We start from the raw sequence: 20594 nt of genomic DNA, 5'->3' as shown, positions 1-20594 counted from the left end.
TTGGCAAAATAAATATATTAATGATATTCTAATTCACAGTAAAAATAATAACAAAAACGCCTTATTTTTATTACACAGATCACAAAACAACGGTTAATTTTTTAGCGAATTGCCATTTTAGTATTACATGTGATTTTATTTAATGTTTAACGATTGCTGCGGAAAATTAAATGACCTTAAATACGCAGATTATGAAAATAGTTGTTATTGGCAATGGAATGGTTGGTTACAAGTTTTGTGAAAAACTGACAGCCAAAGCCCAACCCGGGCAGTTTGAAATTGTTGTTTTTGGCGAAGAAACCCGCCCGGCTTATGATCGCGTGCATTTGAGCGAATATTTTGCCGGAAAAACAGCCGACGATCTTACCATGGCTGGTCTCGACTGGTATGCCGAGAGAAATATCAGGCTTTACCTGGGAGATCCCATCTCTTATATCGACCGCGATAATAAAACCGTGCGTTCTCACCACGGTATTACTGAATCATACGATTATCTGATCCTGGCTACCGGTTCTGCAGCTTTTGTTCCGCCCATTCCCGGGGTTGAAAAAGAAGGTGTATTTATTTACCGCACCATCGAAGACCTGGAACTAATGACCGCTTATGCTAAAAAAGCAAAGACCGGGGCAGTGATCGGCGGCGGTCTGCTGGGTTTGGAAGCTGCTAAAGCCATGCTCGACCTGGGCGTTACCAATACCCATGTAATTGAATTTGCACCGCGCCTTATGCCCCGCCAGATCGATGAGGCCGGCTCCAATATCTTAAAAACAAAACTCGAATCACTGGGCCTTTCTATTCATACCAGCAAGAATACTTCGGAAATACTCGGCGACCAGTTCATTACCGGCATGCAGTTCACCGACGATACCAGGCTGGATGTAGATATGCTGGTCATTTCTGCCGGTATAAAACCCCGCGATGAGCTGGCCAAACTGGCCGGACTGGAAACTGGTCACCGCGGTGGTATTGTAGTGAATGATAAATTAGGAACAGCCGATCCCTTCATCTTCGCCATCGGCGAATGTGCTTTACATAATGGTATGATCTATGGCCTGGTAGCTCCAGGTTATGAAATGGCCGAAGTGGTAGCTGCTAACTTAACAGGCGGCGACAAACTGTTCACCGGTTTTGATATGAGCACCAAGCTGAAGCTGATCGGTGTTGATGTAGCCAGCTTTGGCGATCCGTTTGTAGCTGCTGCAGAAGGAAAGACCATTGTGCTGGAAGATTCCATGAAGGGCGTATACAAACGCATCAATGTTTCTCCCGACGGAAAATATTTATTAGGTGGCATTCTGATAGGCGATGCAGACGCATATAATATGTTGCTGCAAACAACCAAGAACAAAGTGGTATTGCCGCCGAATCCTGAAGATGTGATCCTCGGCGCCCGCGGCGGATCTGGTAATGAAGGCGGCGCCGGTGTAGGAAGCCTGCCTGATGATGCCCTGATCTGCAGTTGCGAAAGCGTCTCCAAAGGAGATATTTGCAGCGCAGTATGCGATGGCAATGAAACCATGGATGCCATTAAAAAATGCACAAAAGCGGGTACTGGCTGCGGTGGCTGCGTTCCCATGGTAAAAGACCTGATCACTCATGCGCTTAAATCGCAGGGAAAATATATACGGAATGTTATCTGCGAACACTTTAATTACAGCCGTCAGGAATTGTACGACCTGGTTAAAGTGCATAAGCTGATGACCTTCGACGAAGTGTTGGATAAACTGGGTACCGGCGATGGTTGCGAATTATGTAAACCGCCAGTAGCCTCGATATTAGCCAGCTTGTGGAATGACATGATCCTTGCAAAAGGAAACGATACTGCCCAGGATAGCAATGACCGCTTTTTGGCAAACATTCAAAAAGGCGGTACGTATTCAGTAGTACCCCGCATCCCCGGCGGTGAGATCACGCCCGATAAACTGATCGTAATAGGTGAAGTAGCCAAGAAATACAATCTATATACAAAGATCACCGGTGGTCAGCGCATAGATCTTTTCGGCGCCCATGTGAACGATCTTCCAGCCATTTGGTCTGAGCTGATCGCGGCCGGTTTCGAAAGCGGCCACGCTTATGGCAAAGCGCTGCGCACGGTAAAAAGCTGCGTGGGCAGTACCTGGTGCCGCTTTGGCCTGCACGACAGCGTTAGCTTCGCCATTCAGATCGAAGAAAGATACCGCGGCCTGCGTGCACCGCATAAATTGAAGTCGGCTGTATCAGGATGTATCCGCGAATGTGCCGAAGCGCAAAGCAAAGATTTCGGCATCATTGCTACAGAAAAAGGATGGAACCTCTATGTGTGCGGCAACGGCGGTTCAAAACCCCAGCATGCATTGTTATTAGCTACCGACCTTGATTCTGAAACCTGTATTAAATATATCGATCGCTTTTTGATGTTCTATATCAAAACGGCCGATCCCTTGACCCGTACAGCTACCTGGTTGAATAAAATGGAAGGTGGCATCGATTATCTGCGCAATGTTGTGGTGAACGACAGCCTGGGCATTGCGGAACAACTGGAAGCAGAAATGCAAACGCTGGTAGATAATTATAAATGCGAATGGAAAGAAGCGGTAGAAAATCCTGAGATCCGCAAACGTTTCACCCATTTCGTAAATGCACCGGAAGCAAAAGATCCTTCGATACAGTTTGAGCCCATGCGCGAACAGAAAAGAGCGAAGGAATGGAAATAAGCAATGTGATAATGTGATAAGTTGATAATGTGATAATGAAAATACAGGTATTCGTATTAGCCCTAAAGGCGGAATGAGGTTGGGTAATAAAAGGCCATTGACAAAAAGGCAAGAGATAATAAGCAACACATACAGTTGGCAACGTGCACCGGATCGAAAGATCATTGCCAATTCTTCTGATAACGTTTCTGATATACTAAAACACTCACACACACAATTACTATGTGGCTGACCGCCTATTGGCTGGTGTTTGCTGCATATTCTAACGATTGTTTGCCTGCTATAGGACAATAGGCAAAGGACAATAAGCAATGGACAAAAAAGTTCGGGTAGTTTGAACCTGTTGACGAGTTCGAAAATGCACGAATTGCTAATTGCCGGTTGCTAACTGCCCGTTGCCCATTGCCAGTTGAATTTTTCCCCATTTAACGCCATAAGAAAAATATGATCAGTGAAAGCTGAACAGGGAATTTTTTGTAAACACAATCACACGTTTATGATACAAGAAAAAGTACTTACCTGGTTTTTAGCCTGCCGAACAACAGACGTGCCCCAAAACGGAGGTGTATGTGTAAAATACCAGGATGAACAAATTGCTTTGTTCAATTTCAGCCGCCGTGGTGAGTGGTATGCAACGCAGAATATGTGTCCGCACCGCCAGCAAATGGCCTTAAGCCGCGGCATGATCGGAACACAAAATGATGAGCCCAAGGTGGCATGTCCGTTTCACAAAAAGACATTTTCACTGAGTTCCGGGAAATGTTTAAGTGGAGATGATTGCGGCGACATAAAAACATATCCTGTAAAAATTGAAAATGACCTGGTATATATAGGTATAGAACATAACGAGTAGTAATGATGACGCCCGGCAGGAAAGCCGGGCCGGTTGTAAGAGATGATTCTATCGGTTGCCTGCTTATGCGTTTGAACGATTGCCTGCCATATCCCAAACCAAATTGCTTATTAAAATTCACTGCATGGTAAGAACAAAAAACGCCAAAACCGAATAAAAAACCCCGGCAGATGGCAGTCTGACCGGGGGGAAGCAAATCACGACAAATGAATCATCGTCTTAAACAACCAAAACAAAATTATGAGGAAAAAATTAATTTTCATGGCAGTAACCGGAATTGTGTGTTTTTTAGGAGATCCGATCACCAGTGTTGCACAATTTTCATTGGCGGGACAACTGAGAACGCGTACCGAGGTACGTGATGGACTCGGTACACTCAATGCCAAAGGAACTGACCCTGCTTTTTTCACCTCACAACGCGCCCGTTTGATCTTCGGCTACAAATGGGACCGCGTAAACTTCAACTTCGCCGTTCAGGACGTGCGCGTTTGGGGGCAGGATGCTTCCACTATCAATAACGCCGATGGAAACAAACTGATGGTTCATGAAGCCTGGGCAGAAGTTACCCTCATGAATGTGGCTGATACCACCATTAAAACAAAGGGTATCGACAATCTTTCTTTTAAAATAGGCCGCCAGGCTTTAATATATGATGATGTGCGCTTGCTGGGCGACCTCGATTGGTTGCAACAGGCCCGCCGCCACGATGCGGTTCTCGTAAAAGCTTTACACCATGGCTGGCAGCTTGACCTGGGCGCCGGCTTTAATCAGAACACCGATGCCTTCGGTTATACCGGAACAAGTTATACTGCCGGTAATGTGCCCGCTTATGTTACCAATTCAAGTGGCGTACTGGTAGCTACGCCTGCAGGATTGATGCCTTTGGCGCCCAATGGTTCGGTAAGCGCAGCCAGCAGCAAAGCTGGTGCGCCGGTGTTGGCCAATGCAGTGAGCACCAATGGCATGAACCAGCAATACAAATCCATGCAAATGCTGTACGTGAGCCGCAAATTCGGCCAAACGAAATTTGCAGGATTGTTCTTTAAAGATGATTTCTCCAAATACCGCCTCGATTCTGCAGGCAGCGCTTCAGGTGGATATGTATATGGCAGAAGATATGATGTGAAGGGCGTAAACAGCCGGCTTACCTATGGGTTAATGATCAATGGTACCATTGGCAATGCATCGGGCCTGAAGAAAGCCTGGCAGGCAGGCGCTTATTTTCAAAGCGGAAAAGACCGCGATGGAAAAGACCTTAGCGCTGCGCATTATACGGCAATGCTTACGCTGCAAAAAGGCAGATTCAGCTTTGGTCCCGGCTTCGATTATTTATCAGGTAACGATGCCAGCACACCCGCTAACGAATCGCGCCGCTTTGATCCGCTGTACGGAACACCGCATAAACATTGGGGGTATATGGACTACTACTACGTAGGCACCGGCTCGCCGGTAGGTGGTTTGCAGGATGCTTACTTTAAGGTAAAGTATCAGGCCAACCTCTTTTTTGTAAGCCTCGATGCGCATAATTTCCGGCTGGCAGAGAATGTACCCAATGCCGCCGATCCCGATAAAATAAATATCGACAAAAACTTAGGATACGAGTTTGATCTTATCGCCAATTATTCACTCAACAAATTCACGACACTGGAGCTCGGTTACTCCTTTATGAAAGCGAACAACAGTACCGAGTACATTAAACGCGGAACCATGGATCAGGCCAGGCACAATGCCAATTGGGCATATCTGATGATCAATATCCGCCCCGATTTCTTCTACACCAAACCAGTGGCAATTAAACAATAATCATGGCCTTAAAATCAAACTGCAATGAAAATGTATAAAATAACAAAAATATTAATTGCCACGCTGGTTGTTTTTGTGATTTCAACCTCGTTTGTGCATCGCACCGCAAACCGGCCGGCAAAAGTGATAAAGCTGGGGTTTATTCCTTTAACCGATTGCGCACCGCTGGTGATCGCCAAGGAAATGGGGTTCTTTCAAAAGTATGGGCTCGATGTACAGGTTACTAAAGAAGCATCATGGGCGAATGTACGCGACAAAGTATTGAATGGTGAACTGGATGGTGCACATTGTTTGTTTTCGATGCCATTCTCGGTGTACCAGGGCATTGGCGGTAAAGCCGGTTCTGAAATGCGCATCGCCATGCTGTTGAATAACAATGGCCAGGCCATTACACTTTCCAAGGATTTCTGCGGCTTGGTTGGCTTTAAAGAACTTAAAAAAGTAGCAGCGGCATTAAAGTCTGTACAATCCAGGAAAGAAGTGACGTTTGCCCACACCTTCCCCGGGGGCACACACGATATTTGGTTACGCACCTGGCTGGCGGCCTGTGGCATAAATGCAAAATCAATTGGCATCATTACCATTCCGCCTCCGCAAATGGTGGCCAATATGCGGGTCGATAACATGGAAGGGTATTGCGTGGGCGAGCCCTGGAATGGCGTGGCAGCCTCACAAAATATCGGTTTTACCCATATTGCTACACAGGATATCTGGAAGAACCATCCTGAAAAAGCCCTCGTAGTGAATAAGGCATTTGCCGATGGTGACCGCGAAGCGCTGAAAAATGTAATGAAAGCGGTGCTCGAAGCCTGCAGGTGGCTCGATAACATGGGTAACCGAAAAAAAGCCGCTGCCATATTATCGCGTCCCAATTATGTAAATGCGCCGGTATCTGTACTGGAAGCACGCCTCATGGGAAGCACTGACCTGGGCTGCGATCTCGGTGTGCAGAAGTATAAGGATGATTATATGCTGTTCCACAACAATGGATTTGTAAATGCTCCGCGAAAAGCGCATGGCATCTGGTTTTTGTCGCAATATGTTCGGTTTGGTTACATAAGCGCAATGCCGGCCAATTTCAAAGAGATAGCAGATAAACTGATCATGGATGATGTGTATGCAGAAGTGGCCAAAAGCATGAACATTGCGGTTCCTGCCGACGATATGAAGCCCTTTAAGCTGAATATCGAAGCTGCCACATTTGATCCCAATAATCCGAAAGCATATATCGCTGCTTCGCCAAAGTAAACCCATTATTAGCCATTCAAAAAAAGAAAAACAATGAAGGCAAAAGTTATAAAACTCGGATGGTCGGTAATGTATTTCGTGGCAGGCATGTTGTTGTTACTGGGTATGTGGGATATGGTTTCGCGGATCACTAAAGGAGAGATCCCTTCCCCGCTGGCAACCTGGGATACCTTCAAAGAGGTAATGAAAGATCCGTTCCAAAACGAACCCGATTATAAAGGTATCGGTATAAAATTATTGAGCTCGCTTGCCCGCGTAGGAATTGGTTTTGGATTGGGCAGTTTAGTGGCCATTCCGTTAGGGTTTTTGCTGGGAAGCAGCCGCATTATGATGAACATCATCAATCCCATTATGCAGATCTTAAGGCCTGTTTCGCCATTGGCCTGGTTTCCGCTGGGGCTGGCCATTTTCCAGGATTCACCCAAGGCAAGTATCTTCATGATCTTCATTTGTTCGCTCTGGCCAACGCTTATCAACACTTCGTTTGGTGTTTCGAACATTCCCCAGGATCATAAGAATGTAGGTAAAGCATTTGGTTTTTCGGTTTGGAAATACATAATAAGGATCATGTTGCCCTATAGCCTGCCGCACATTTTCACAGGGTTACGCTTATCGATTGGTGTGGCCTGGATGGTGATCGTGGCCGGCGAAATGTTATCAGGCGGGATTGGTCTCGGATATTTTGTCTGGGAAGAAGGATTTAACGGTGGCAGTGTAGGCAAAATACTGGTGGCTATATTGATCATCGGTGCAGTTGGATTATTACTTGACCGGTTATTTACCAGCTTGCAAAAGCGGTTCACCTATGCGGTGTAGTGATTTTATTTTTTAATGCATGTAAACCGATCGAACAATGCGCTCATCAGCAATTACAACAACACAAAATATAGCCGATTCTATACTGCAGCCGGTATTAACACCGTCAACAGCTATTGATATCAAAAATGTTACAGTAAGTTTTAAAACTGCCAAAGGAAGCTATACCGCAGTGAAGGAAATCTCACTCTCGGTGCAGAAAGGCGAGATCATCTCTCTGATCGGTCATTCCGGTTGTGGTAAATCAACCCTTATGGGAACCATCAGTGGCATGGTTAAACCCACAGCGGGAGATGTGACTGCCAATGGCAAACCCGTGATGGGACCAGGACCCGACAGAGGCATTGTTTTTCAGAATTACTCGCTGTTGCCCTGGTTAACGGTATACCGGAATATTTATGAAGCAGTGGACGCTGCTTTAAAAGATCTTTCAAAAGGTGAAAAAAAGGAACTGGTAGAACGCAATTTGAAAAGCGTTCATCTCTGGGATCACAAAGACAAATTACCAGGTCAGTTATCAGGTGGCATGAAACAACGGGTGGCTATAGCCCGTGCGTTCGCCATCAATCCCTCTATATTATTGCTCGACGAACCCTTCGGAGCACTTGACGCATTAACGAAGAGCAACATGCATGTAGAGCTGCTGAAATTGTGGAACCTCGACAACCGCGAGAAAACCATTGTTATGGTTACCCATGATGTGGAAGAAGCCATCTTTTTGAGCGACCGGGTAGTGGTGATGAATAACGGTCCGGCCGCAACCATCAAAGAGATCGTGTCCGTGCCGCTCGACCGGCCCCGCAATAAGAGGGATATCGTACATGACCCGGTGTACATGAACATTCATGACAAATTATTGAGTTTGCTTATTGATAAGTTCTCAATTGACGACATTAAAGATTGATGATTGACCGGTTGCAGGCAGGAGTGATAAAGCCTGTAACCTGGGATTTGTAAGCTGTAACGGGCCACTATAACAACGAAGACAAATTTTATAACAGTATTAATTTTCTAGGACATGAATCAACCGCTAGCAAAGCTGAACATTTTTTCGGGAAAGGGCATACAGATGCGCACCTTTCACATTACCTGGCTTACCTTTTTCTTTTGCTTTTTTGGTTGGTTTGGCATAGCTCCGCTGATGCCCCTGGTGCGTGAGCAGTTGCATTTAACTAAAGAGCAGGTAGGTAATATCACGATTGCATCGGTATCTGCTACCATTATTGCCCGGTTGATCATTGGCCGTTTGTGCGATACGCTGGGGCCCCGCTTATCATACACTATTTTGCTTGTCTTAGGCGCAATTCCTGTAATGTGTATAGGTTTTGCCAACAGTTACGAATCATTTCTGTTGTTCCGGCTGATCATTGGCATCATCGGCGCTTCTTTCGTTATAACCCAGTTCCATACCTCAGTAATGTTTGCGCCCAATGTGGTAGGTACTGCCAATGCAGTGGCCGGCGGTTGGGGCAACCTGGGCGGTGGTGTTACTCAAATTGTAATGCCTTTGATAGCCGCTGCTTTTGTAGGAGCAGGGTATATCGACAATGCCAACTCCTGGCGCATAGCGATGATCATTCCGGGTGCCATTTTACTGATCATGGCATTCGTGTACTACCGGTTTACAAAAGATACACCCAACGGTAATTATAATGAGATCAAACGCCAGTCGAAAGAAAAGAAGAAAGGCAGTTTTATGGTGGCCCTGAAAGATTACAGGACCTGGATCCTGGCCATTGCTTATGCGGCCTGCTTCGGTATCGAGATCACGGTCGACAACGTAGCGGCTACTTACTTTGTCGATAATTTCAAGGCAAGCCTGATCATGGCCGGCGCCCTGGCCAGCATCTTTGGCTTCATGAACCTCTTTGCCCGCGCCCTGGGTGGTATCATCAGTGATAAAATAGGTAAAGTATATGGATTGCGCGGAAAAGGATTGTTGCTGGCAGGCTTTTTAATACTGGAAGGCATCGGTATTATTTGTTTCGCCAATGCAGGCACCTTGACCCTCGCCATTATTTCCATGTTGATCTTTGCGCTCTTCCTTAAAATGGCAAACGGTGGAACCTATTCCATTGTTCCCTTTGTAAACAAAGATGCGATCGGTAGTGTGGCCGGCATCGTTGGCGCCGGTGGAAATATCGGGGCCATGCTGGTAGGCTTCCTGTTCAAATCGAAGAACATTACCTATTCACAGGCATTTTTCTATATAGGCATTGGTGTAGCCGTAACCGGCCTGCTGGTTTTGTTAACGCATTTGCGCAGCTCTTCTAAAACAGAAGGTGCTACTGCGATCAAAGATGAAGCGGCCCTTGCCAGAGCATAATAGTGAACCGTGCCACCGGACAACCGTGGCACCGGTAACCTTAGATAGTAGAACAGCGATATATCAAAAGTAAAATCATGAATAATCAGCATCCCGATTCAGTGACCACCACCTGCTGCTACTGCGGAGTGGGATGTGGCGTGGTAGTAAACAAGGATAAAAAAGGGAATATTTCGGTTGAAGGCGACAAACAGCATCCGGTGAATAAAGGCATGTTGTGCAGCAAAGGCATGAATTTGCATTATACAATCAATGATAAAAGCGATCGTTTGCTGTACCCACAAATGCGTTATAACCGGAATATGCCCCTGCAACGTGTGTCCTGGGACGATGCATTGGATCGTACCGCCGCCGTTTTCAAAACCTTTATTGATAAATATGGTCCTGATTCGGTTGCTTTTTATGTATCGGGGCAATGTCTTACCGAAGAATATTACGTGATCAATAAACTGATAAAAGGGTTTATTGGCAGTAATAATATCGACACCAATTCGCGCCTCTGCATGAGCAGTGCAGTGGTTGGTTATAAAATGGCCCTCGGTGAAGACAGTGTGCCTGGCTGTTATGATGATATTGAAGCCGCTGATTGTTTTTATATCACCGGGGCCAATCCGGCCTGGTGCCATCCCATTTTATGGCGCAGGATAGAAGCGCATAAAGCGGCTAACCCGCATGTAAAGATCATAGTGGTTGACCCGCGTAAGACCGATACCTGTTCACTGGCCGATGTGCACCTGCAACTGAATCCCGGAACCGATATCACGCTGAACCACGCCATTGGCAGGCTGTTGATCGAGAACGGGGATGTTGATCTTGATTTTATAAAGAACCATACCGAAGGATTTGAACAATATAAAAAGATCGTTTTTCAAAGAACCCTGGCTGAAGCTGCCGAGATCTGTGGCATTGATGAAGTTTCAATAAAACTGGCGGCCCAGCATATTGGCAATGCCAAAGGGTTCATGAGCTTATGGACGATGGGCCTGAATCAAAGCGCTGTAGGCGTAAATAAAAATCTCAGCCTGATCAACCTGAACCTCATCACCGGTCATATTGGGAGACCCGGCTCCGGTCCCTTCTCATTAACGGGCCAGCCCAATGCCATGGGTGGCCGTGAAGTAGGCGGTCTGTCGAACCTCCTGCCTGCTCACCGTAACCTGGCGAATCCTAAACACCGCGAAGAGGTACAACAATTCTGGGGCGGTACGCATATTTCTGAAAAAGCGGGCTTAACCGCTACCGAAATGTTCGATGCCCTGAATGATGGCCGCCTGAAAGCCATCTGGATCATTTGTACCAACCCGCTGATCAGCTTACCAAATGTAAGGGTGGCCGAAGATGGTTTGAAAAAGGCAAAGTTTGTAGTAGTGCAGGATATAAGCAACCGCCCCGAGACCCTGAAATATGCTGATGTCATTCTGCCCGCTGCTACCTGGACGGAGAAAGAGGGCACCATGACCAATTCTGAACGGCGTATTACCTACCTCAATAAGATCGTAGAAGCACCCGGTGAAGCATTGCCGGATGCCGAGATCATCTGTCGCTTTGCACAAAAGATGGGCTATCATGGTTTCGATTATGCGAATGCATCGGCCATCTATGATGAGCATGCGAAGCTGACCGAAGGCACCAATATCGATATTAGCGGACTTAACTATAGTGTTCTGAAAAACAGGAGGTCAGTGCAATGGCCCTATCCCAAAGGGGAAACAGGCCAGGGCACTGTACGCTTGTTTGCCGACAAAACTTTTTATACACCTTCTGCTAAAGCCATCCTGCACGCGGTGCCCGATGATATCACCAGTGAAAAACCGGACGGCGATTTTCCGTTTATTCTGACTACCGGCCGGATCCGCGACCAATGGCATACGATGGCAAAAACCGGTAAGGTGAATAAGTTAAAGCAACATATTTCGCAATCCTTCCTGGAAATCCATCCGGAAGATGCGCGCCGACTGCATTTAAAGGACGGCGATATTGCAGTGGTAAGTTCACGCCGGGGAGAAGTAAGGGTGAAAGCCACTGTTTCTCCCACTATAAAAAAAGGCGTTGTGTTTTTACCCATGCACTGGGGTAAGATCCTGAACAATGACCTGAACCGGGCGAATAATGTTACCAGTCCGCTCATTGATCCTATCTCAAAAGAGCCCGATTTTAAATTTTGTGCTGTACAGGTAGCGCCTTATAAAAAGCCACGGCAGCGTATTGTGATCATTGGCGCCGGCGCCGGTGCATATGGCTTTGTGAAATCGTACCGCGAAATGAACCGCGAAGACGAGATCGTGATCTTCAGCAAAGAGAATTTCCCTTTTTATAACCGGGTCATGCTGCCCGACTATATCAGCGGCACCCAGAGCTGGGACCAGCTGATCAAGATGAAAGAATCGGAAGAGCCCGGATACAATATCAAACTGTATAAAGGCGTAAGCATTGAAAAGATCGACCGCACAAATAAATGTGTGATTGACTCTACCGGCCGCACTACCTATTATGATGTATTGATCATGGCTACCGGCAGCCGCGCCGCAGTGCCACGTAATGTGCCTTCGCTGAAAGGCATTTTCACCATGCGCAGCCGTACCGATGCCGATGAATTCAAGAACCATGTGCCGGCCGATGGCCATGTCGTTATTGTAGGGGGTGGATTGCTGGGGCTTGAACTGGCCGCGTCCTTACGAGAGGTGAACATCAAGGTGACCATTGTACAACGTATTTCCCGCTTCCTCGACCGCCAGCTCGATCCGCTGGGCAGTCAGCTGCTGCATGAGGAAATGACCGACCACCATTGCGATATTTATTATGATGATGAAGTGCAATTGTTCTATGGCCGCAGTGAGCTCACGGGCATCCGCCTGAAAAGTGGAAAAGTGATCGATTGTAATGCATTGGTATTTGCCATCGGCACCATTCCCAATATTGAGCTGGCCAAAGACACCGGATTGCATTGCCAGCGCGGGGTGATCGTGAATGAACGCCTGCAAACCAGCGACCCCAATGTGTTTGCCATTGGGGAAATAGCAGAATTTGAAGGCATGCTGTACGGCATAACGGCTGCAGCAGAGCAGCAGGCGCATGTGGTTGCCCGCTATTTACAGGGCGATATTGCAAGCTACTATGGCGGCAGCCTCTTCATGAACATCATCAAGATCCACGGCTTTGATCTTTGCAGCATAGGAATTCCCGAATGTCCGAATGAACAGGATTATGAAGAGATCATCTTCCTGGATAAAGCAAAACGCTATTATAAAAAATGTATCATTCACCAGGACCGGCTGGTAGGCGCCATTTTAATTGGCGACAAAAGCGAGTTCCAGGAATTCAGGGAACTGATCGCTAATAAGATCGAGCTGAATGAAAAACGCCTGCAATTATTGCGCAGCGGTAAAAAAGCCGAGCCGGTATTGGGCAAGCTGGTCTGCAGCTGTAACAATGTAGGCAGCGATAACCTGAAGAACAAGATCAATGAAGGTTGTACCGACTTTAAACAGCTGTGCTCGTTAACAGGAGCAGGAACCGGTTGTGGATCCTGCCGCCCCGAAGTGCAGCGGTTATTAGAAGAAACGTTACTAAATGCTACTGGCAGTGTGCTCGTTAAGTAGAATGTTAATCATGAATTTATCAGGTGCCGGTTCCCGGTCACCTGGCAGAAAATTTGGAGCCTCTGACTGAAGGTAGAGTGATCGACATGTAAGGCTCGGCAACTGGAAACTGGTAACAGGTACCAAAGAACCTGAAGTTAGGAACTAAGAACTTTTACAATGCGTAAGTATCACCATATAAAAATAAACCTCCCGGGCGGCATTGTGGCTGCCGGAGACCTGCATGCATGGATGGAAGCAGCCGAAAGATGCGGTCTAAGCCAGGTTCAATTCGGAAATCGCCAGCAATTGTATTGTGTGGCCGATAGTTCCAATGAAAAAGAGTTCCGCAGAGAACTGGACCAGCTGGGCGTATTTTATGAAGCCAACCATGACGACTATGCCAACATCCTCACCTCATATGTGTCGGAAGATGTATTTCAAAACGCCAACTGGTTGAGCGAGGGCGTTTATAAAGATATTCTGGGTTTGTTCGATTACCGGCCCCGCCTGAAGCTAAACCTGGTAGATGCGAATCAGAGCTTCATTCCCTTTTTCACCGGTAATATCAATTTTATTTCTTCACCAGTGAATAATTACTGGTATTTGTATGTGCGTTTTCCCAGAACCACGGTTATTTATTGCTGGAAGGGATTGATCTATTCCGATGATATTCCGCGCATGACCCGCCTGGTGGAGGAAGCCATCATCGCGAATAAGACCCTGGCAGATGGGGATGCCTTGTATGAGATGGTGCACAGCAAAGAGCAATTCATTATGCAGCCGGTCACGGCAGCCCTGAGCATACCTCCCTTTGCGCTGCCCTATTACGAAGGTTTTAACCGCTATGGCGAAAAGACCTGGCTGGGTATTTACCGCCGTGATGAATGTTTCCCCGTTTCATTTTTGAAGGATATTGCTTCGCTCTGCTTAAAGACCAAGGTGGGGCAGTTGTATGTGACGCCCTGGAAATCGCTTATCGTAAAAGGAATTGCCCAAAGCGATCGCATGGCATGGGAATATGTATTGAATACTTACCGCATCAATGTGCACCATGCTGCCAACGAGTTGAACTGGCAGATAGAAGACCTGAGCGAGGAAGGATTGAATTTAAAAAGATACATCATTCGCCAGTTTGATAAAGATGATGTTCGTACCCACGGGCTCAGCTTTGCCGTTAAGACCAAAAGCAAATCGGGTCTCATTGGTTTGTTTGGAGCGGTTGTAATAGCCAAACAAAACAATACCAGCCGGAATAAAAGCGCCGCCATGAACCGGTACGATATCATGTACACCAAAGATTTCAATCCCAATTCGCGCGAATATATCTTATTCAGGAAAGGGGTGCAGAAAGAAGAGCTGGGCGCCTACCTGATCTCGCTCATCAAATATTTTTATGACCTCACCACCGAAGCGGATAAGATCCTCCACAATGTATACCGGCAGGAGCTGGTACAGGAGCCTGCCGTGAAGGCGGCGGTGAAAGTGCCGGATATTTATAAGTGTAAGCATTGTTTTACCGTATATGATGAGCAGTATGGAGATGAAATAAACAATATTGCACCGGGTACCCCATTCAGCCAGCTGCCCGGCACTTACCATTGTCCGGTATGTGAATCGCCGAAATCCGATTTCCAGAGCACGCGGGCGGAAGGGGTGAACGCGTAGCTCAATTTGTTGAAAAATTATCATATTTAACATACTGTTTCCTGCTAAAGATTAGTCTGGGATTGGTTTTTAGGTACTTGCCTCATGGGTTCTGAACCCTTATCTTTGTTACATGAAACCAACCATCACGATCGAATACTGTCCAAAATGCAATTGGCTGCTGCGGGCTGCGTATATGGCACAGGAGTTGTTAACCACCTTTACCGATGAGCTGCAGGGTGTACTGCTGAAGCCCAGTGAAGTGAGTGGGCGGTACACAATTTGCATCGGAGACCAGAAGGTTTTTGACCGCAAAGAGGCTGGCGGTTTCCTTGAAATTAAAGAAGTGAAACAATTGGTGCGCGATGTGGTGGCGCCGGGTAAAAGCCTGGGCCATGCCGATCGCAAGGTATTAGACTGATCCTTTATTCCTCATCTTCCAGTATTTACAATATGGAAAACTTGTTAGGTGTTATTTTATGTGGCGGCGAGAGCAAACGCATGGGCGCCGATAAGGGGCTTTTACCCATTCGGAATACGATCTGGGCGAAACATATGCACGAGAAGCTCGCCATGTTCCATTTGCCGGTCGTGTATTCGGTTAACCCGCAACAGGTGCTTACTTATGCCGAAGAGATTTCGCCCGAACTGCTGGTGGTTGATAATGCCGAAGTGGAAGGGCCGCTGCGGGGACTGCTGAGTGTACACATGCAATATCCCGATCATGACCTGCTCCTGCTGGCCTGTGATATGCTCGACCTGGATGCCGGTTCCATTCATCACCTGTTACAGGAATACCTGCGCGACAACCAGTTTGATTTTTACGTTTACCAGGATACAGATTTTGCACAACCTTTTTGTGGTATTTACACCCGGACCGGCCTTGAAAAGGTGGCCGGACGAATTATGATCGGGCGCTTGAAGAATTACAGCCTGCAGGCCATCTTCGATGAAGGGTGCACCCTACGGTTACCCATACGCTCGTCCCATTTTTTCCGCAATTACAATTCCAATGAGGATATTGAGGCCTATTTTGAACATCCACCGACTACGCCAATTGGAAATGGACATTAAGCAGTTGACAATTGGCAGTTGGCAGTTAGCAATACACAATTGGCAATAGGCAATTGGCAATGGGCAATTAGCAATTAGCAGTTGGCAATTGGCAGTGAGCAATACACAATTGGCAGTTAGCAGTTAGCAGTTGGCAATTGGCAGCACAGTACGCAGTTTACAGTTCGCAGTTGGCAGCACAATAGGTTTGTAATTTCATTAGCACATTAGCAAATCAGCACATTAGCACATTGTGTATTTCATTATCACATTATCCAATTATCACATTAACACATTATCATTAGCACATTAGCAAATCAGCACATTAGCACATTGTGTATTTCATTATCACATTATCGAATTATCACATTATCACATTATCATTAGCACATTAGCAAATCAGCACATCAGCACATTGTGTATTTCGTTGTCACATCACATCATTTTTTTCGTGAGGTTGCCTAAGATCCGCAGGCCTCGTTCCAGCTCATCATTCCAGGGTTTACCATAGCCAATGCGCATATAGTTGCTGTAGCGGTCGCGCATGGAAAAGATCCTGCCAGGCGCCAGCGATACCTGGTATTTCATCGCTTCCTGGTACAATTGAAAAGTATTTACTTTTTTGCTGAGCTCGAGCCACAATACAAAACCACCCTGTGGCCTCGATATCTTTATGCCTGGTGGAAAATGATCGAGAATGCCCTGCACATAACGCAGTTGCTGGATATGTAATGCCGTACGTAATTTCTTCAGGTGATAATCGAACCGCCCCATGGCCAGGAAATTGGCCATTGCATGTTGGGTAATAGTAACACTCGAGATCGTGTGCCGCATTTTTAACCGGATGAATTGTTCGCGGAAGCGGCCGGGGATGGCCCAGCCGATGCGATAACCCGGCGCCAGTGACTTGCTGATGGAAGCGCAGTACAAGACCCAGCCTTCCGTGTCATAGGTTTTGCAACAGCGCGGCCGGTGATGGCCGAAATACAATTCGCCATAAATATCATCTTCGATCAATGGAATGCGGTGTCTGGTGATCAGTTCTACCAATGCCTTTTTATTGTCATCGGGCATACAGCAACCCAGCGGGTTATTAAAACTGGGCACAAACACACAGGCTTTGATATTCGATTTTTTAATGGCCTGCTCCAGGTAGTTGATGTCAATACCAGTCACTGCATCAGTAGGTATTTCAATGACGTGTAAACCAAGGGTCTCCATAACCTGGAAAATGCCGAAGAAAGTAGGCGTTTCAATAGCAACGGTATCGCCCGGGCGGGTTACTGCCTGGAGCGAAAGCGATAAGGCTTCCATGCAGCCGGCAGTGATCACCACATCATTGGCGGTAATTTTTCCGCCCCAGTTAAAGGCCATGCGCGCTACCTGGTTACGCAGCTCCAGGTTGCCCTGAACATCTTCGTATTGAATGCAACTGGTGGCGGAATGGCGAAAAGCATGCACTAATGATTTATTCAGTTTGGCGGCAGGCAACAATTCCATGGAAGGCGCCGCTAATGCCAGGTTGGTTATGTCGGTAGCGCTGAGTTTTTTAAAAACGGCGGCCACCATTTCGTCTACGCTCACCGAACCCGCCAGCGTTTCAGGGTTAGGGGCGGCAGGCAGGGCCGGAAATCGTTTTTGATTAAAGCGCACATAATAACCCGATTTGGGCCGCGATTCAATGAGACCCTTTCCTTCAAGATAATAGTAAGCCTGAAAGGCGGTACCCATACTGATGCCGTATTCTTCACTAAGCATACGTACAGAAGGCAATTTATCGCCGATCTTCAGGATCTCGTTATGGATCATCTGTTCAAGGCTGCCCGCGATCTGCAAATAGAGGTGGTCGCTACCATTCAGTTTATTCTTGTGCATGGTTGGTTGGGATCTGATACAGTCAAAGTTACGAAATATAGAACTGTATCAGGTCATAATAGCTGCCAACTTGTTGGCGCCTACCAACTTGCAACTACTTACTCATAGTCTCCGTTTTTCCGTCGGGATACCCGATCAGGGCCAGGTCGGCCATATTGATGAAGAGACCATTGTCTACCACGCCGGGGATGGCGTTCAGGTCATAAGACAGGATATCGGGATTTTCAATGCGTTCAAAAGGGCAGTCGAGAATATAATGGCCATGGTCAGAAACAAAAGGCTGATCATTTTGCAAACGCAGCTTTGCTTCTATCTGGTAGCTTTCCCGCAGGTTCCGTTGCACCTGTTTATAGCCAAAAGGGATCACTTCTAACGGCAAGGGAAATTTGCCGAGCTGCTGTACCAGTTTGCTGTAATCGGCGAGGATGATGAGTTCGCGGGAGGCTGCAGCTACCATTTTTTCCTGGAGCAGGGCGCCGCCACCGCCTTTGATCAATTGGAGGCTGGCATCAATTTCATCGGCGCCGTCGATGGTGAGATCAATATAATCAACGGCATTCAGTTCAGCCAAAGGAATATTGGCCGCGGCCGCAAGGGCGGCTGTTTTTTTCGAGGTAGGAATGGCCCTGAAGAAAAGCCCTTTCTTTACCTGTTTAGCCAGTTCCTGGATCAGGTAATATACCGTAGAGCCGGAACCAATACCAACGGTCATGCTGTTTTGAACTAATTGAGCAGCCTGTTTAGCCACCAATTGTTTGATCTCATCCTGCGTAAGCATACAATGAAGGTAATTTTAAAAATCGTTAGTTGATCAATCAGGAAAAACATTCTCTTCACCTGAATTAACAATAAGTGTAAAGTAATAACTGCAACCGGCAGAGAAATAAGTATATCTGATCACTTTACTGATCCGGGGATAGCAAATCTTTTTTGCGGCACCTGGTAAAAAATTCGGCATAGCTGAAAGCGATTTGTGTGCCAGATTGAAATGAAAGAAAGAGAGAAAAAAATAAACGGACAGCTGCTTTTTTTTACGGCACGGAAAAAAACACAACAGAGGCATATAAAAAATAAACAGAACCATAAGATCCGGAACTGAGGCTGCAAACAAATTAATAAGGCTAGCAGAAAAACAACAAAGGCTTGCAAAAAATAAACAGATAGCTGTAATTCATTTTCCGGGCTGGAAAAAGCTAAACAGGGGCAGCAAAAAAATAACAGGGCCTGGAAAAGAATTAAACAGTATCAAGAGAAAATTAAATGGTCCGAAAAAAATAAAACAGGGGTCAGTAGAAGAATAACATGGCTTAAAAAAATACAACAGGGGCCTGCAAAAAAATAACAGCACCTGAAAAAATACAACAGGGGTCAGTAGAAGAATAACATGGCTTTAAAAAATACAACAGGGGCCAGTAAAAAATAACAGCACCTGAAAAAATAAAACGGTGTCAAAGCTGTTCGTAGCGCGGTTAAAAATGTACTGATCTTGGCCACAGTATTTGCGCACTTCAGGAAAGCGGCGGATGCTGCTCTGTACTCTCGCGGGTAAATAACTCGGTATCCAGGATCCGGGTCTCAAACTCAGTGACCGGACGTTTGCTTTCAATGATCTGAATAAGCAGTTCCGTGGCCGTCTGCCCCATGTCAAAGGCCGGCTGGCGCACAGCCGATAACGGCGGGTTGAACAGGTCGGCAATATTGGTATTGGTAAAACCGATCACCGAAATATCATCGGGTATCTTTTTGCCGGCAGCTTTCAGGGCCGTGAGGCAGGAGGTGGTAATGCGGTCGCTGGCTGTTAAAATAGCATCCGGTTTCTGGCGGCCACTGAACATCTTCGCGATCTCACCCTCAATTTCCTCATAGATCATACCGCCATGTAAGGTATAATGCACCAGCTTTTCATCGAAAGGAAGGTTATTCTTTTTCAATGCCTCCTGGTAACCCTGCAGCCTTTCTTTGGTAATTGACAGGTTCGGAGAGTTGGTCACATGCGCAATGCGTGTAAAACCTTTATTGATCAGATGCTGGGTAGCGTCGAAAGCCCCTTTCACATTATTGGCGGTTACCTTATGGGTATTTATCTCATCGGTAATACGATCGAAGAAAACGATGGGCAGTCCTTTGTCATGCAATTGTTTCAGGTGTGACAGGTCAATGGTTTCGTTCGACAGGGAAACCAGCAGCCCGTCTACCGACCGCGAGGCTAGGTGTTGAATGGTCACTTTTTCGCGCTCATACGATTCGTGGCTTTGCGAAATGATAACGTGGTAACCCCGGTTATAGGCAATGGATTCAATCCCATTGATTGCCTGAGAGAAAAACGTATTAGCAATCTCACTTACGACCACCCCGATCGACCGGCTTTTACGCTCTTTCAAACTTAAAGCGATCGGGTTCGGCCGGTAGTTGATCTTCTCGGCGTATTCGAGTACCAGTTTTTTTGTTTCCGGACTAATTTCATAGCTACCACGTAAAGCACGTGATACGGTAGAAGTTGAAAGTCCCAGCGCCCTGGCAATATCCTTTATGGTTACAGTCTCAAATTTCACAGTGGTGGCAGCAAAGTGCCGTTAAAAATAGTCTTTTTTTTAAAAGGCCGCTATATCCCTGGTGAAATCAGTTTCGGGAACGATTGCACAGAAAAAGGGGAGCGGAAATTGCATTTTTTAAAAATATCTCGTTAGAATTGAATCAGAATT

General features: G+C 46.5%; 14 protein-coding genes. 11 read left to right on the top strand and 3 right to left on the bottom strand.

Annotated features, from left to right (window positions below):
- The first annotated feature begins 191 nt into the window (after positions 1–191).
- The 11 genes from nirB to mobA all read left to right on the top strand — a co-directional run bounded on the left by nirB (position 192) and on the right by mobA (position 16038).
- The gene (gene nirB, locus JT717_RS05285) at positions 192–2693 is read left to right on the top strand and encodes a nitrite reductase large subunit NirB (protein WP_205509160.1); all 2502 of its coding nucleotides are present in this window, start codon (positions 192–194) and stop codon (positions 2691–2693) included.
- Positions 2694–3189: 496 nt separating this feature from the next.
- The gene (gene nirD / locus JT717_RS05280; RefSeq protein WP_205509159.1) at positions 3190–3546 is read left to right on the top strand and encodes a nitrite reductase small subunit NirD; all 357 of its coding nucleotides are present in this window, start codon (positions 3190–3192) and stop codon (positions 3544–3546) included.
- 261 nt (positions 3547–3807) lie between these two features.
- Positions 3808–5349: an alginate export family protein gene (locus JT717_RS05275; RefSeq protein WP_240347850.1), complete on the top strand. Its 1542-nt coding sequence runs from the start codon at positions 3808–3810 to the stop codon at positions 5347–5349.
- Between the two features lie 24 nt (positions 5350–5373).
- The gene (locus JT717_RS05270; RefSeq protein WP_205509157.1) at positions 5374–6597 is read left to right on the top strand and encodes a CmpA/NrtA family ABC transporter substrate-binding protein; all 1224 of its coding nucleotides are present in this window, start codon (positions 5374–5376) and stop codon (positions 6595–6597) included.
- A gap of 33 nt (positions 6598–6630) precedes the next feature.
- A complete protein-coding gene (gene ntrB / locus JT717_RS05265) occupies positions 6631–7413 on the top strand; it encodes a nitrate ABC transporter permease (protein ID WP_205509156.1) in 783 nt (260 codons plus the stop codon).
- A gap of 37 nt (positions 7414–7450) precedes the next feature.
- Complete coding sequence (locus JT717_RS05260) at positions 7451–8317, top strand: ABC transporter ATP-binding protein (protein ID WP_205509155.1); 867 nt, start codon at positions 7451–7453, stop codon at positions 8315–8317.
- Between the two features lie 114 nt (positions 8318–8431).
- A complete protein-coding gene (locus JT717_RS05255) occupies positions 8432–9739 on the top strand; it encodes a NarK family nitrate/nitrite MFS transporter (protein WP_205509154.1) in 1308 nt (435 codons plus the stop codon).
- A gap of 77 nt (positions 9740–9816) precedes the next feature.
- Positions 9817–13338 carry a nitrate reductase gene (locus JT717_RS05250; protein ID WP_205509153.1) on the top strand — a complete coding sequence of 1174 codons (3522 nt, stop codon included), beginning with the start codon at positions 9817–9819 and terminating at the stop codon, positions 13336–13338.
- A gap of 159 nt (positions 13339–13497) precedes the next feature.
- Positions 13498–14985, top strand: a complete 1488-nt coding sequence (locus JT717_RS05245) for a rubredoxin (protein WP_205509152.1) — start codon at positions 13498–13500, stop codon at positions 14983–14985.
- A 112-nt stretch (positions 14986–15097) separates the two neighbouring features.
- The gene (locus tag JT717_RS05240) at positions 15098–15385 is read left to right on the top strand and encodes an Rdx family protein (RefSeq protein WP_205509151.1); all 288 of its coding nucleotides are present in this window, start codon (positions 15098–15100) and stop codon (positions 15383–15385) included.
- 32 nt (positions 15386–15417) lie between these two features.
- The gene (mobA, locus tag JT717_RS05235) at positions 15418–16038 is read left to right on the top strand and encodes a molybdenum cofactor guanylyltransferase (protein ID WP_205509150.1); all 621 of its coding nucleotides are present in this window, start codon (positions 15418–15420) and stop codon (positions 16036–16038) included.
- Positions 16039–16452: 414 nt separating this feature from the next.
- Here the strand turns inward: mobA and JT717_RS05230 are convergent, their stop codons facing one another.
- The 3 genes from JT717_RS05230 to JT717_RS05220 form a co-directional block, all read right to left on the bottom strand.
- Complete coding sequence (locus tag JT717_RS05230) at positions 16453–17892, bottom strand: aminotransferase-like domain-containing protein (RefSeq protein ID WP_205509149.1); 1440 nt, start codon at positions 17890–17892, stop codon at positions 16453–16455.
- Positions 17893–17986: 94 nt separating this feature from the next.
- Positions 17987–18670 carry a ribose-5-phosphate isomerase RpiA gene (gene rpiA, locus JT717_RS05225; protein WP_205509148.1) on the bottom strand — a complete coding sequence of 228 codons (684 nt, stop codon included), beginning with the start codon at positions 18668–18670 and terminating at the stop codon, positions 17987–17989.
- Positions 18671–19400: 730 nt separating this feature from the next.
- Positions 19401–20444: a LacI family DNA-binding transcriptional regulator gene (locus JT717_RS05220; RefSeq protein WP_205509147.1), complete on the bottom strand. Its 1044-nt coding sequence runs from the start codon at positions 20442–20444 to the stop codon at positions 19401–19403.
- Positions 20445–20594: the final 150 nt, after the last annotated feature.

The organism is Longitalea arenae (assembly GCF_016924755.1).
Taxonomy (GTDB): domain Bacteria; phylum Bacteroidota; class Bacteroidia; order Chitinophagales; family Chitinophagaceae; genus Niastella; species Niastella arenae.
Note: the sequence above shows the minus strand (reverse complement) of the source record. Positions and strands in the feature narration are given on the sequence as shown.